At 71.4% G+C, this 12,925-nt stretch carries 12 protein-coding genes and 2 tRNA genes; 4 read left to right on the plus strand and 10 right to left on the minus strand.

What is annotated here, in order from left to right:
* Window positions 1–20 precede the first annotated feature (20 nt).
* The 3 genes from thrS to ACFVH0_RS25860 form a co-directional block, all read right to left on the minus strand.
* Entirely contained in the window at window positions 21–1,997 is a 1,977-nt protein-coding gene (gene thrS / locus ACFVH0_RS25850; RefSeq protein WP_266917196.1) for a threonine--tRNA ligase, read from the minus strand.
* A 139-nt stretch (window positions 1,998–2,136) separates the two neighbouring features.
* Complete coding sequence (locus ACFVH0_RS25855; RefSeq protein ID WP_385823817.1) at window positions 2,137–3,411, minus strand: hypothetical protein; 1,275 nt, start codon at window positions 3,409–3,411, stop codon at window positions 2,137–2,139.
* Complete coding sequence (locus ACFVH0_RS25860; RefSeq protein ID WP_385823819.1) at window positions 3,411–3,977, minus strand: DUF4365 domain-containing protein; 567 nt, start codon at window positions 3,975–3,977, stop codon at window positions 3,411–3,413. Before ACFVH0_RS25860 ends, ACFVH0_RS25855 begins: the two co-directional genes overlap by 1 nt.
* 190 nt (window positions 3,978–4,167) lie before the next feature.
* On the opposite strand from ACFVH0_RS25860, the gene ACFVH0_RS25865 reads away from it, so the two are divergent.
* Window positions 4,168–4,893, plus strand: coding sequence for a 3'-5' exonuclease (locus ACFVH0_RS25865; protein ID WP_385823821.1), 726 nt, complete (start codon window positions 4,168–4,170; stop codon window positions 4,891–4,893).
* Between the two features lie 76 nt (window positions 4,894–4,969).
* Here the strand turns inward: ACFVH0_RS25865 and ACFVH0_RS25870 are convergent.
* A tRNA-Val gene (locus ACFVH0_RS25870) sits at window positions 4,970–5,041 on the minus strand.
* A 39-nt stretch (window positions 5,042–5,080) separates the two neighbouring features.
* Window positions 5,081–5,527, minus strand: a complete 447-nt coding sequence (locus ACFVH0_RS25875) for an SRPBCC family protein (RefSeq protein ID WP_385823824.1) — start codon at window positions 5,525–5,527, stop codon at window positions 5,081–5,083.
* 83 nt (window positions 5,528–5,610) lie between these two features.
* On the opposite strand from ACFVH0_RS25875, the gene ACFVH0_RS25880 reads away from it, so the two are divergent.
* A complete protein-coding gene (locus ACFVH0_RS25880; protein WP_385823826.1) occupies window positions 5,611–8,154 on the plus strand; it encodes an SCO7613 C-terminal domain-containing membrane protein in 2,544 nt (847 codons plus the stop codon).
* A gap of 395 nt (window positions 8,155–8,549) precedes the next feature.
* Here ACFVH0_RS25880 and ACFVH0_RS25885 read toward each other — a convergent pair.
* Window positions 8,550–8,621 (minus strand) — tRNA-Val (locus ACFVH0_RS25885).
* A 54-nt stretch (window positions 8,622–8,675) separates the two neighbouring features.
* On the minus strand, window positions 8,676–9,164 hold the full coding sequence (locus tag ACFVH0_RS25890) for a TIGR02611 family protein (RefSeq protein ID WP_385823828.1): 489 nt from the start codon (window positions 9,162–9,164) through the stop codon (window positions 8,676–8,678).
* Window positions 9,165–9,354: 190 nt separating this feature from the next.
* Here ACFVH0_RS25890 and ACFVH0_RS25895 point away from each other — a divergent pair, with 190 nt between their 5' ends.
* Window positions 9,355–9,768, plus strand: a complete 414-nt coding sequence (locus tag ACFVH0_RS25895; RefSeq protein ID WP_003959770.1) for an SsgA family sporulation/cell division regulator — start codon at window positions 9,355–9,357, stop codon at window positions 9,766–9,768.
* 310 nt (window positions 9,769–10,078) lie between these two features.
* Entirely contained in the window at window positions 10,079–10,666 is a 588-nt protein-coding gene (locus ACFVH0_RS25900; RefSeq protein WP_385823830.1) for a CGNR zinc finger domain-containing protein, read from the plus strand.
* 4 nt (window positions 10,667–10,670) lie between these two features.
* Here the strand turns inward: ACFVH0_RS25900 and ACFVH0_RS25905 are convergent, their stop codons facing one another.
* The 3 genes from ACFVH0_RS25905 to ACFVH0_RS25915 all read right to left on the minus strand — a co-directional run bounded on the left by ACFVH0_RS25905 (window position 10,671) and on the right by ACFVH0_RS25915 (window position 12,817).
* Window positions 10,671–10,826: a hypothetical protein gene (locus ACFVH0_RS25905; protein WP_385823832.1), complete on the minus strand. Its 156-nt coding sequence runs from the start codon at window positions 10,824–10,826 to the stop codon at window positions 10,671–10,673.
* A 260-nt stretch (window positions 10,827–11,086) separates the two neighbouring features.
* Window positions 11,087–12,106, minus strand: a complete 1,020-nt coding sequence (locus ACFVH0_RS25910) for a LacI family DNA-binding transcriptional regulator (protein ID WP_385823834.1) — start codon at window positions 12,104–12,106, stop codon at window positions 11,087–11,089.
* Window positions 12,107–12,361: 255 nt separating this feature from the next.
* The gene (locus ACFVH0_RS25915; RefSeq protein WP_385823836.1) at window positions 12,362–12,817 is read right to left on the minus strand and encodes a hypothetical protein; all 456 of its coding nucleotides are present in this window, start codon (window positions 12,815–12,817) and stop codon (window positions 12,362–12,364) included.
* Window positions 12,818–12,925 lie beyond the last annotated feature (108 nt).

Genomic DNA, 12,925 nt, shown 5'->3' on the forward strand with positions numbered 1-12,925 from the left:
CCTCTCACCTGCTGTGTCCGTCAGACCTGGACGCGGTCCTCGACGGCCTTCTGGATCTTGGCGATGGCGTCCTCGACCGGGATGCCGTTCTCCTGCGATCCGTCGCGGTAGCGGAAGGAGACGGCGCCATTGGCCATGTCCTCGTCGCCCGCGATGATCATGAAGGGCACCTTGGCCTTCTGCTGGTTGCGGATCTTCTTCTGCATCCGGTCCGAGGAGGCGTCCACGTCGACCCGCAGCCCCTTCTTCCGGGCCTTGGCCGCGAACTCCTGGAGGTAGGGGATGTGCGCGTCACCGATCGGGATGCCGACCGCCTGGACCGGGGCCAGCCACACCGGGAACGCACCCGCGTAGTGCTCCAGCAGCACCGCGAAGAACCGCTCGATGGAGCCGAACAGGGCACGGTGGATCATGACCGGGCGCTGCTTGGTGCCGTCCGGGCCGGTGTACTCCAGGTCGAAGCGCTCCGGGAGGTTGAAGTCGAGCTGCACGGTCGACATCTGCCAGGTACGGCCGATGGCGTCCTTGCACTGCACCGAGATCTTCGGGCCGTAGAACGCGGCGCCGCCCGGGTCCGGGACCAGCGGCAGGCCCTGCTTCTCGGCGACCTGGCGCAGCGTCTCGGTGGCCTCTTCCCAGATCTCGTCGGAGCCGACGAACTTCTCCGGGTCCTTGGTGGAGAGCTCCAGGTAGAAGTCGGTCAGACCGTAGTCGCGGAGCAGGTTCAGGACGAAGGTGAGCGTGCGGTCGAGCTCCTCCGCCATCTGCTCCTTGGTGCAGTAGATGTGCGCGTCGTCCTGTGTGAAGCCGCGCGAGCGGGTCAGGCCGTGCACCACGCCGGACTTCTCGTACCGGTACACCGTGCCGAACTCGAAGAGGCGCAGCGGCAGTTCACGGTAGGAACGCCCGCGCGCGTCGAAGATCAGGTTGTGCATCGGGCAGTTCATCGGCTTGAGGTAGTAGTCCACCCCGTCGTCGAGCTGCATGGGCGGGTACATGCCGTCGGCGTACCAGTCCAGGTGGCCGGACTTCTCGAAGAGCTTGCCCTTGGTGGCGTGCGGGGAGTAGACGAACTCGTAGCCCTCCTCCTCGTGACGCCGGCGCGAGTAGTCCTCCATGGCGCGGCGGATGATGCCGCCCTTGGGGTGGAAGACCGCGAGACCGGGGCCGATCTCGTCCGGGAAGGAGAAGAGGTCCAGCTCGTTGCCGAGCTTGCGGTGGTCGCGCTTGGCGGCCTCCTCCAGGAACTCCAGGTGCGCCTTCAGCTCGTCCTTGGTGGGCCACGCGGTGCCGTAGATGCGCTGAAGCATCGGGTTCTTCTCGCTGCCGCGCCAGTACGCCGCGGCGTTGCGCATCAGCTTGAACGCCGGGATGAACCGGGTGGTCGGCAGGTGCGGACCCCGGCAGAGGTCCTTCCAGCACAGGTCGCCGGTCTTCGGGTCGAGGTTGTCGTAGATGGTCAGCTCGCCGCCGCCCACCTCGACGTCCGCGCCGTCGTCGGAGGAGGCGGAGCCCTTGATGCCGATGAGCTCCAGCTTGTACGGCTCGTCGGCCAGCTCCTCGCGGGCGGCCTCGTCCGTCACGACCCGGCGGGAGAACTTCTGGCCCCGCTTCTGGATCTCCTGCATCTTCTTCTCGATGGCTTTGAGATCCTCGGGGGTGAACGGCTTCTCGACATCGAAGTCGTAATAGAAACCGTCCTTGACCGGCGGGCCGATGCCCAGCTTGGCCTCGGGGAAGAGCTGCTGCACGGCCTGCGCCATCACGTGCGCGGTGGAGTGCCGCAGGATGTTCAGGCCGTCCTCGGAGGAGATCTCGACGGGCTCGACGACCTCGCCGTCGGCGACGACGTACGCGAGGTCCTTCAGCTCGCCGGCGACCCGGGCGGCGACGACGGTGCGCTCGCCGGGAAAGAGCTCGGCTGCCGTAGTGCCCGTCGTCACCACGCGCTCTTCCCGCTCGGAATCGCGTTGGATGATCACACGGACGTCTGACACCGGTCTCTCCTGACTCAGGGGGAACGCACGCGTTCGTAGTGCGCGTGCGATACGAATCGTACCGAGCCGCGGGCCCCCTCTGCGAAACGGATTGGGCAGCCGGCCCCACCGCTCCCCCGCGGGCCCCTCCCCCGCGGCCCTATTCGCCGGTGCAGGCCTCCTCGAAGTGGTCGACGTTCTCCTGGAGCGACTTCATCAGCCGGTCCCGTTCCGCCTCGTCGACCTGCACGGGCACCACGTGCGAGGTCCTCGTCAGCCGCCGGAAGCCGCCACGGCTCTCCAGCCTGCCCTGCACCCGGATCGGCAGCCCCACGAGATGGGCGTGGCCGGCGATCCGGTACGCCTCCTCGTCCAGTTCCAGCCTTACGTGCGGCACCTCGGCGCCGGCCAGCACCCGCAGCCGCACGATCCCGGCACCGCGCGGTGCCGAGCGGCGCATCCGGACGACGGCGCCGGTGATCCGTACCGTCACCGCGGGCTCGTCGTGGAGGTAGCGGGCGCCCGCCCGGCGCAGGGCGGGCAAGTCGCCCGGTGAGAACTCCACCGGCTCCGGCCGTGCCGGGCAGCCCTCGGGCGTCCCGGCGGCGGGCGCCCACTCCAGCGCTATCCCGGCTCCTTCCGAGCCCCGGACGAGTGCGATGACGGCCTCGGTCAGCTCCCGGCTGACGCCCGCCTCGACGGCGGTGTCGAAGGCCTCGTAGCCGCCGGTGGCCCGCTGGTAGTCCACGGCCTCGCGGGTGGCGTGCAGCGCCCGGTAGAGGCGTACGGCAACGGCGCGGCCCGGTTCGACCGGCACGAACGCGGCGAGTTCCCGGCCGCCGGGAGCGGGCCCGACGAGGATGCCTTCGAGCGCGGCCCGGGCCCTGCGGCGGTGGCGTGCGCCGTGGTAGCCGGTGTTTCCGCGTACGGCGAGGGCTCCGGCGAGCAGTATCTGGCGGGCGGCGGTGTGCAGCCGCTCCGCCCCGGCCCAGCCGGCCGCGCCCGCGACCGCTTCGGGGACCTCGCGCCACCAGCGGATCTCGTCGCTGGGCACGGCGAGGGAGACCAGCACCTCGCGGGCGGAGGGGGCGGCGCTGCGGGCGAGCGCGGTCAGCGCCTCGGCGAGGAGGTCCTCGCTGTCGGGGAAGGCGGTGGTGTCGGGGACCAGGAGGCTCGTCCCGCCGCCGGGCGGGGCCGGCGGGCCCGGTGGGATCCACCGGCTGTAGCGCCCGGCCGCCCCGCCCCGGCGCTGCCAGCCGTGCCGGCCGAGCAGGACGCCGAGGACCGCGGGATCGACCCGGGCGGGGTCCGGGATGTTCCCGGGGAGCCGGGGCGCGTCGGGCCAGGGCCCCGCTGTCTCGGCGGGGCGCGGGCGGGTGGCTGACGGGATCGCTCCGTCCGCGCAGTCGTCGTATTCGCCCATCGGCCGGTGCATCAGGGCCTCCCTCCCGCCCCTACGCGGGTCATGATCTCGCAGAGTGCCCGGTCGTCGAAGATGCGCGAGGTCGGGATCCGCACGGTGGTCCGGTGCCGGCCGGTCACCGCGTGGCCGGCCAGGTTGATCCAGTAGCAGCAGTGCCGGAGGTCGAGCCGGTCGTGTCCGGCGCGCAGCCAGTCGTCCTGGCTGCGCGGCACGATCATCACGACGAGGATCTTGTGCACCGACACGGGTGTCCGGGCCAGTTTCACGAGGTGGGCGTTGTCGAGGGTGAAGGCGAATGTCGGCCCCGGCGGGTTCGGCGGGATCTGGTAGGTGCACTTGAGCTGCACCTTTATGGTCACCTCGTCGTCCACGGCATGGCCTGGGGCGCCGTGGCTGACATGCCAGTCGATGCCGTTGTCGGGGAAGGGCTGCGACAGGGAACACCCCGCCGCGGCCGCGACGGCGTGCAGGTAGCCCACCTGGAGCGTCTCCATGCAGGCGGTGGTTGCGAGTGTGCCGCGCAGCGGTTCGATCCGCTGGGACAGCAGCCCGCTCGGTTCGGGCTGCGCGAGCGCCATGGCTGCGTGTGCCTTCCGGGCTGTGCCGATCGGTTCTCCGGGGCGGGGCGACGGACAACTTCCGTACCCCTCACCTGTGTTGTCACCGCACCGGACGGCCCGCAAACGGCGTATCAGGCAAAGGGTGCGGGTATCACCGGTCCGGGCAGAGGAATCACACATCTGCCGTTCGGGCACGAGGAGTTCGGGGATGACTCACTGGTACGAGGGGCCGCTGGCCGCTTTTGACACCGAGACAACAGGAGTCGACGTCGAGGGGGACCGGATCGTCTCGGCCGCCCTGGTCGTCCAGGACGCGGCGGGCGGGCGGATGCGCGTCACCCGCTGGCTGGTGAATCCGGGGATACCGGTACCCGTGGAGGCCACCGAGATCCACGGTCTGACCGACGATCACCTTCAGCGCAACGGCCGGTGGCCGGCGCCGGTGGTGGAGGAGATAGCCCGTGCGCTGGCCGAGCAGTGTGCGGCGGGGCGCCCGCTGGTCGTGATGAACGCGCCGTTCGACCTGACGCTGCTGGACCGCGAGCTGAAGCGCCACCGCGCCTCGTCGCTCGGGCTGTATCTGCAGAACTCCCCGCTGTGCGTGCTGGATCCGCGGGTGCTCGACAAGCAGCTGGACCGCTACCGCAAGGGTCGGCGGACCCTCACCGATCTCTGCGAGCTGTACGGCGTGGTGCTCGACGGCGCCCATGACGCGGCGGCCGACGCGGCGGCCTCGCTGGAGCTGGTACGGGCGGTGGGACGGCGGTTCTCGTCCCGGCTGGACCGGTTGACCCCGCCGGAGCTGCACACCTTGCAGGCCGTGTGGCATGCGGCGCAGGCGCGCGGGCTCCAGGCGTGGTTCGCGAAGAACGGCACGGCGGAGGCGGTGGATCCGGCCTGGCCGCTGCGCCCTGAGCTGCCTGCCGCGGCGTGACCGGATGCCCGGCATCCGCTTCCGCGCACGCAGAAGCCGGTCCGTCGATTCTGCTGACGGACCGGCTTCTTCCGGGTGGGCGATACTGGGTTCGAACCAGTGACCTCTTCGGTGTGAACGAAGCGCTCTCCCACTGAGCTAATCGCCCGGGAACGGGTTGAACCATACAGGTCCCTGCGGGTCCGGTTCAAACTGCTTCCAGTCTGGCCGTGAGACCCCGCCGCCCGGCCCGCATCATCAGGGCGTGATTGGCCCGGAACACCGGGCGTCCGGGCACCGCCAGCAGCCGCATCAGCCGCCGGCGCACCTCGACCTCCTGCTCGTAGACGGCCCGGCTGCCACCGTCGTGCGGGCCGACCGTCCACCGGACCCAGCCGTCCAGATCGCCGCTGAGCGTCGCCTCGATCACCCTGGCCCGGGGGTCGCGGCGGCGCTCGCGGACGGTCATGACGAGGTCGTACGGGAGGAGCGAGCGGATACGGGTGGTGCCGGTGGTGTCGTCGAGCGGGGTGACCTCACGGACTTGAGGCCACCAGCGCGGGTAGTCATCGGCTCGTTCGAGGATCCCGTACACGGCGTCGGGCGGTGCGGGAAGGTCCCAGATACTCACAAATCGGTAGTGGCTCCAGTCCATGGCCCCAGTCTGCGCGTACTCAGCCGGGTAACTGAGTATCCGAGCGCATGTCCGAACCTGTGGCTCGCACCACACTCGCGTTCATGGAACATGTGCCGCCACCCGCCGAGGAATTGGCGCTCCTCGATCGCGAACTGGCCCGGCTGGACGCCCGCCGGTCCCAGTTGCTGGTTCGCCGTGCCTGGCTGCTGAGCGTGCTGACGCCTCCCGCCGGGCCGCCGGCTCCGCAGTTCGCCGCTCCGTTCGGGCCGCCTCCGCCGGCTCGGCCCGCGGCCCCGTTCGCGGCTCCGTTCGGGCCGCCTGCCGCGCAGGCCGCACCGCGCGGCGCGCAGAATGTGCTGCTCACCCTGGGCGGTCTGCTGCTGACGATCGCGGCGATCGCGTTCACCCTGGTCAGCTGGGGTCACATGGGGATCGCCGGCCGTTCGGCGGTACTCGCCGTGGTGACGCTCGCGGCGCTCGCCGCTCCCGCCGCGCTGCTGCGCCGCGGTCTGTCAGCGACGGCCGAGTCGCTGGGCGCCCTGGCGTCCGTGCTGATGATCCTCGACGCCTACGCGCTGCACCGGGTCGCGATGCCGGACGCCGACGGGCCCGGTTTCGCCGCGGCCGCCTCGGCCGTCCTGGCGGTGCTGTGGGCCGGGTACGGGCTGCTGCTCGACCGGCTCCGGCTGCCGCTGCCCCTGGCGGTGGTGAGCGCTCAGCTGCCACTGCTGCTGTGGGCCTGGTCGGCAGGTTCGGACGCCTCGGTGTTCGGCTGGGCGCTGCTGCTGACGGCGGCGCTGGACTGCACGATCGCGATGCGGGGTCCGGGCCTCGCGGTCCGGGTGACGGCCTGTGTCGGCTGCTGGACGACGGGCCTGCTGGGACTGGCGGTGGCCCTGGCGCAGTCGGTGTCCGCCGATGCGGCGTCGGACGCGCTTGCACCGGCCGCGCTGCTGCTCGCGGGGGCGGCGATCGCACTGTTCGGGGCGTGGCGTGCGCCCAGGGGTCTCGCTGTGGCCGGCGGTCTGCTCGCCGGAGTGTCCGGGGTGGCCGCGGTCGGTGGTGTGCTGCGTGCCGGGGTGGAGTGGAACTGGTCGGTGCCGCTGTATCTGCTGTGCGGTGTGGTGCTGTTGGCGTCGGTACGGGCACCGCTGCCCCGGCCGGTCGGGCAGGGCCTGGTGTGGGCCTCGTCGGCGGTGACCGCGGTCGCGGTGCTGGCCTCGGCGCCGCCGGTCGGGATGTCGCTGATGGGCGCGGTGTCGCAGCTGGCCCGCGTGTGGTCCGGCGCTCCGGACGGTGGGGTCCGGGCCGCCCTGGGCACGGAGGGCCTGGCGTGGTCCCGGCTGACCGCGGCCCCGGTGGTGCTGCTGGTGGTGGCAGGTCTGCTCGGGGCGGCGCACCGGTCGTGGGACCGGCTGGTACGGGCGGCGGGTCCGGTGGTCTCGCCGGGTCCGGCCTGGCGGAACACGGCGGGGGCCGTCGCGACGGTGCTCTGCTGGGCGGGGCTCACCGCGTTGCCCGCGGTGCTGGGGCTGCCGTACGCGGCGGCCGTGGCGGCGCAGTCGGTACTGGTCGCCGCGGTGTTCGCGGTGGCGGTACGCGGGCTGCGCCACGGGGCGGTTGCCGTGGGAACGGCCGCGCTGGTGTGCGGGCTGGCCGGCGCGGTGAGTGCGGGGCTCCTCGCGCTCGCTGCGGAGGCCATGACGTACGCGGTGTTCGCGGTGCTGCTGCTGGTGTCCGGCGCGGTCGCGGTGCTGCTCGACGACACCGCGACGCCGACGCGGGGACTTCCGCAGGACCGTGCGACGCGTGCGGTGGGGGCGCTGCGGATCGTGCAGTCGGTGTCGGCGTGCGGGGCCGTGGTGTGCGCGATGGTGATCGCCCGTGCGGCCGGGGCGTCACTGGGGCTCGCCGGGTATCGGGCGGCGCCGCTGATGCTGGCCGTCCCGCTGGTGACGGTGCTGCTCGGGGCACGGCTGCAAAACCGCCCGTCGGCCCTCCCGGTCGAGCTGACCGGCGCGATGGCGGCCGCGGTGGCGGTGGTCATGGCCGTGCCGGACGGGCCGTTCCTGGCACTGGTGCTGGCGCTGAGCGGTGTGCTGGCGGCGGGCACGGCCGTACGGGCCGAGCGCCGGCCGGTCGCCGGGTATCTGGCACTGGCGCTGTTCGTCCTGGCGACCTGGGTGCGGCTGACGGCCTCGGGGGTGTCGGCCCCGGAGGCGTACACCCTGCCGGTGACGGTGCCCGCCCTGGCGGTCGGTGTACTGCGCCGGCGCCGCGACCCGGAGGCGTCGTCGTGGACGGCGTACGGGGCGGGTCTCACGGTGACGCTGGTGCCGAGCCTCTTCGCGGCCTGGATCGATCCGCACTGGCTGCGGCCGCTGCTCCTCGGTGTGGCCGCCCTGGTGATCACCCTGGCGGGCGCCCGGCTGCGGCTCCAGGCGCTGCTGCTGGTCGGCGGCGCGGTGCTGGCCCTGGACGCCGTGCACGAACTGGCGCCGTACGTCGTCCAGGTGGTCGGCGCGCTGCCGCGCTGGCTGCCGCCCGCCGTGGCCGGACTGCTGTTGCTGGTGGTCGGGGCGACATACGAGCAGCGTCTGCGCGATGCGCGGCGGCTGAAGGAGACCGTGGGCCGGATGCGCTGACGGTGCGTCGCCCGGGGCCGGTCTGATCACGGGCCGGCCCCGGGGAAGCGGCCGCGCGAACTCGCCCGTGAAATCGAGCAGTTCGCACCCGTCTCCGCCACGGCGGGAATTCCCGGCGGAGTTCCCGAATCGTCCGTGACATTGCTCGCGGACGCCGGGGACCGATCCCTTTCCGGGAATTCCCGCGGCTCCGGAAGTCCGTCCGGCCGCGATATCCGGATGGATCTCCCGGCTTTGCGGACCCGGACCGTCCGCTACCGCATGGATTGAATCGTTCACGAAAGCGTTTGCGAATCGTTCACGGAGACACCGACGAGGGTCCGGCGGGCCGGCCGGAAGCGGAAAACGCAGAGGGCCCGTGAGACTCTGCGGTCTCACGGGCCCTCTGTCCGGGGTGGGCGATACTGGGTTCGAACCAGTGACCTCTTCGGTGTGAACGAAGCGCTCTCCCACTGAGCTAATCGCCCGGGCGCAGGCCAAACATTACCCCATGTCAGCGGCGTCCCATGACCACCCCGGGGTCACTCGTGGATCTTCCACGGCATGGTGATGCCGAACTTCCAGACGTAGATCCCCACCAGCACCGCGATGATCACCAGGCCGACCGACGTGAGGATGATGTTGCGCCGCCGGACCTTGGGGTCGAGCGCCCGCTGGGCGGCCTCGGTCACCTTCCGCCTGGTCCAGCGGAGCACCAGCTGCGCCCAGACGAATTCGGTCGCCCAGATCGCCATGCCGCCGAAGATCACCAGCCAGCCGGGGCCCGGCAGGGGCAGCATGATGATGCCCGCCACGACCACGGCGAGGCCGACGATGAAGACGCCGACCTGCCAGCTCAGGTGCAGCGTCCTGGACGCCTTGATGAACCCGGGCGCCCGGGAGCCGAGCTCCCGTTCCTTGGTCACACCCTCGGTGACTTCACCCGTCACGCTGTCCGCCCTGTCCCCCGCGCCGGACACCGGTGTCGCCGACGCGGCGTCCCCGTTCCGCACGTCACGCTCCGCATTCATGACAGCCAACCTACCGGAACGGTCTTCATCACCGGAATGGCCGCATAACCGAAAGTTACACACCGCCGTACGAGCTACCTGAAGGAACACAAAAAGGTCAGAGGGGTTTACAACGCCACCGTAGGTGGCATGTCGATTTCGCCGACGTGCGAATCCCCGAGCGCACACTGAGCGAAAGGCCCTGGCGCTTATGAACACCACGGTCAGCTGCGAGCTGCACCTGCGCCTCGTTGTGTCGAGCGAGTCCTCACTGCCTGTACCCGCGGGCCTGCGGTATGACACGGCCGATCCGTATGCCGTGCACGCCACCTTCCATACCGGAGCGGAGGAGACGGTCGAATGGGTATTCGCCCGCGACCTCCTTGCCGAGGGGCTGCACCGGCCCACCGGCACCGGAGACGTCCGCGTCTGGCCATCCCGTAGTCACGGCCAGGGCGTCGTCTGCATCGCGCTGAGCTCCCCAGAGGGCGAAGCCCTGCTCGAAGCCCCGGCGAGGGCCCTGGAGTCGTTCCTGAAGCGGACCGACGCCGCGGTTCCACCAGGCACCGAGCATCGTCACTTCGACCTCGATACGGAGCTCTCACACATCCTGGCCGAGAGCTGAGCCAGGCCGAGAGCTGCACGGCGCCGTCCGACTCGGGGAGACGGCGCCGCGCGGAAAACCTCATAAGGCTGACACCGGCGCCGTCATCACGGAAACCACCGTGGTGACGGCGCCGGCGCTCGCCCGGGGGCTCATGACGCCCGCCTCACGCCCCTGACGGACGCCTACCGGCCACGGATACCCGCCCATGGCCGGTATCCGCTCTCCGCACCCCCCACAGGCCGTCTCGGGCCGCTGTGCGGCGCGGCCGAGCCAGTAGAGTCAGCCCGCATCGGCGGACACCCGCCCGCCGGAGGCAGGGAGCGAAAGCGTGCTGATCCCCCACGACACCCGGATCGCCCTCGACACGGTGGTCGAGCTGGTGAACACCGCACCGGAGAGCGAGCCGCCGGAGACCGGGCAGCCGGCGGGCGGGCGGAGCGACGGCCTCGCCGACATCGAAGCGCTCTACGACTTCGCGCGGCGCCATCGGATCAGCGGTGTGGGCGAGCTCCACGACAAGGATCTGCGGGCGGTGCGGGACGTACGGACGCGCTTCGCCGAGATCTTCGCGACGGACGACGCCCGGACCGCCGCCCTGCTCGTCAACACGCTCGTCGCCGCCGCCGGCACCACACCGCAGCTCAGCAATCACGACGGCTACGACTGGCATGTGCACTACTTCGCCCCGGACGCGTCGATCGCCGATCACCTCGCGGCCGACTGCGGCATGGCGCTGGCCTTCATCGTGGTGGCGGGCGAGCAGGAGCGGCTGCGGCGTTGCGAGGCGCCGGACTGCCGGCACGCCTTCGTCGACCTGTCCCGCAACCGCTCCCGCCGCTACTGCTCCAGCCGCACCTGCGGCAACCGTCTGCATGTGGCCGCGTACCGGGCACGCCGCAAGGAAGCGGCCGGCTGACCGCTCACAGCATGAAGAGATCGTGCAACGCGGCCATCAGCAACAGGCTGCCGACCACCGCGAGGAAGATCATCAAAGGGGGCTGGGAAAGCGCGAAGAGGCAGCCGCGTGGCTCTTCGGCAGGGCTTGCGGGGACATCGCCCCGGGAGGTGTCGACCATCTCAGGACGATCATGACTCAGTCCGCCCCCCGTTGGCGATCAACATGCCTTTTTCCACCGGGAGTTCACCCACCGGGAGAGGCCCGGATTCGCTCCGGCGTCCGATCACCCACCACACATTCGGCGCTGCGCCCGGAGCATCGCGTACCCAACTCCCCCGAACGGAAAGCCGGGACGCTTTCGCCGCTGGTCAACGCGATCCCGCGCAGGGCGAATTCAGGGTGCGGCGGACACACCCCGGCGGCTTTCGCTCCGCCGCCTCAGCGCGGTGTCGAACTGGAGGCCCGCACCACGAGCTCCGGCTGGAGCACCACACTGCGGTGCTCGTGCGTGCCGTCCTCGTCGTCCGACTCCTCCAGCAGGAGCTCCGCGGCCATCCGGCCCATGACGACCGCGGGCTGGCGGACCGAGGTGAGCGGTACGGCAGCGGCGGCGGCGAATTCGATGTCGTCGTAGCCGACGATGGCCATGTCCTGCGGCACCCGGACGCCCGCCGCGTACAGCGCCTGGAGCACACCCAGGGCGAGCAGGTCGTTGGCGCAGAACACCGCGGTCGGCCGGGGCACGAGGCCGAGCAGCCTGGCCCCGGCATCGCGGCCCGCCGCCACGTCCAGCCGGTCGGAAGGGATCTCGACGAGCGCCTCGGGCGGCAGCCCGGCGTCCGCGAGGGCCGCCAGGGCGCCTTCGCGCCGGTCCCGGATCTGATGGAGGTCGCCCGGGCCGCTGACGTACGCCACCGAGCGGTGGCCGGCCGAGACCAGATGGCCGACGGCTAGCGCGCCGCCCCGGACGTCGTCGACGGAGACCGCGCAGGTCCCCGTGCCCGGCGCCACCCGGTCCACCAGCACGTACGGGATCCGGTGCCGGGCGAACGCCTCCAGGTTCCGGCCGGTCGCGTCGGCCGGGGTGACCAGGACTCCGCAGACCCGCTGTTCGGCGAAGAGCCCGAGGTACTCCGCCTCCTCGGTCGGGCTCTGGTCGCTGTTGCAGACCATGACACCGAGACCGGCAGCCCGGGCGGCGCGCTCGGCGCCGCGGGCCACGTCCACGAAGAACGGGTTGCCCATGTCGAGGACGAGCAGGGCCATGATCCGGCTGCGGCCCGCCCTGAGCTGGCGCGCCGACTCGCTGCGTACGTACCCGAGTTCCTCGATGGCCGCGAGCACCCGCGCACGGGTGTCCGGCAGCACGGCCTCGGGCCGGTTGATCACGTTGGACACGGTGCCCACGGAGACTCCGGCCTGCCGGGCCACATCCTTGATCCCTGCCACACGCGCCACTTGCCCTGCCCCACTGATGCCTTCGGCCGCACCGGTCCGCGGCGTGCCCCCATCGTACGGACGGCGTTGCGGGACGGACCGGTCCCGTACCGCAGGACCCGGCCTCCCGGGCCGCCCCTCCCGCGGAGTGAATTGGTTCAGTCCGGTCGTCACAAGCTAGCCGTGCGTCTGTACACCGTCAACAATCACCATGAATCGATTCATCGACAGCGGATCGACCTGCCCCGGCCTTCCGGGCCCGGGGCAGTGCAGGGGTCAGATTCCGTGCTTCTTCAGGATGGCCTCGATGTCGCTGAAGTCCTCGCCCGGCGCGGCGGACTGCTGCCGGGGCTTCGCCTTCGGCTGCGCCTGCGTCCCCGGGAGCCCTGCCCCCAGGGAAGGTGCGGAGGCCGCGGGGGCGATCGCTTCGCCCTGTGCCGCCCGCGTGGCGGCCCGGCGCTCCTTGCGGCTGCCGCCGCTGCGGCGCTCGATCGCCCGGGTCGTCATGAACAGCAGCCAGGCCACGGCGAGCAGCCCGAAACCGAGCCAGACGCTCGGCTTGAAGGCGATCCCGGCGACCCAGTCCACGATCCCGGTCAGGACCAGCGCGATCGGGACGAGGGAGTAGGCGGCGATCCGGGTCGCGGCGAGGAAGCGCTTTCGCCAGGCGGTGACGGCGGCGATGCCCAGGCCCGCCGCGGACACCGCGGAGCAGATGGTCTCGGCAAGCATCGGTGCCTCCTGGCGCACGGGGAAACGTCCCTTCCATCCTGCACCGGTGACCGGCCCGGTGGCCACGATCCGGGACCGCATCAGGGACATTTCAGGGCCGGGATCCTC

It is taken from the genome of Streptomyces sp. NPDC127117, from assembly GCF_042677325.1.
Classification (GTDB): domain Bacteria; phylum Actinomycetota; class Actinomycetes; order Streptomycetales; family Streptomycetaceae; genus Streptomyces.

Excerpts from the sequence above, each read along its gene's own strand:
- ACFVH0_RS25860 (WP_385823819.1), bottom strand. The coding sequence starts at position 3,977 with ATGGCGCTCGCGCAGCCCGAACCGAGCGGGCTGCTGTCCCAGCGGATC.
- ACFVH0_RS25875 (WP_385823824.1), bottom strand. The coding sequence starts at position 5,527 with ATGGACTGGAGCCACTACCGATTTGTGAGTATCTGGGACCTTCCCGCA.
- ACFVH0_RS25890 (WP_385823828.1), bottom strand. The coding sequence starts at position 9,164 with ATGAATGCGGAGCGTGACGTGCGGAACGGGGACGCCGCGTCGGCGACA.
- ACFVH0_RS25865 (WP_385823821.1), top strand. The coding sequence starts at position 4,168 with ATGACTCACTGGTACGAGGGGCCGCTGGCCGCTTTTGACACCGAGACA.
- ACFVH0_RS25855 (WP_385823817.1), bottom strand. The coding sequence starts at position 3,411 with ATGCACCGGCCGATGGGCGAATACGACGACTGCGCGGACGGAGCGATC.
- ACFVH0_RS25905 (WP_385823832.1), bottom strand. The coding sequence starts at position 10,826 with ATGGTCGACACCTCCCGGGGCGATGTCCCCGCAAGCCCTGCCGAAGAG.
- ACFVH0_RS25895 (WP_003959770.1), top strand. The coding sequence starts at position 9,355 with ATGAACACCACGGTCAGCTGCGAGCTGCACCTGCGCCTCGTTGTGTCG.
- ACFVH0_RS25915 (WP_385823836.1), bottom strand. The coding sequence starts at position 12,817 with ATGCTTGCCGAGACCATCTGCTCCGCGGTGTCCGCGGCGGGCCTGGGC.
- ACFVH0_RS25880 (WP_385823826.1), top strand. The coding sequence starts at position 5,611 with ATGGAACATGTGCCGCCACCCGCCGAGGAATTGGCGCTCCTCGATCGC.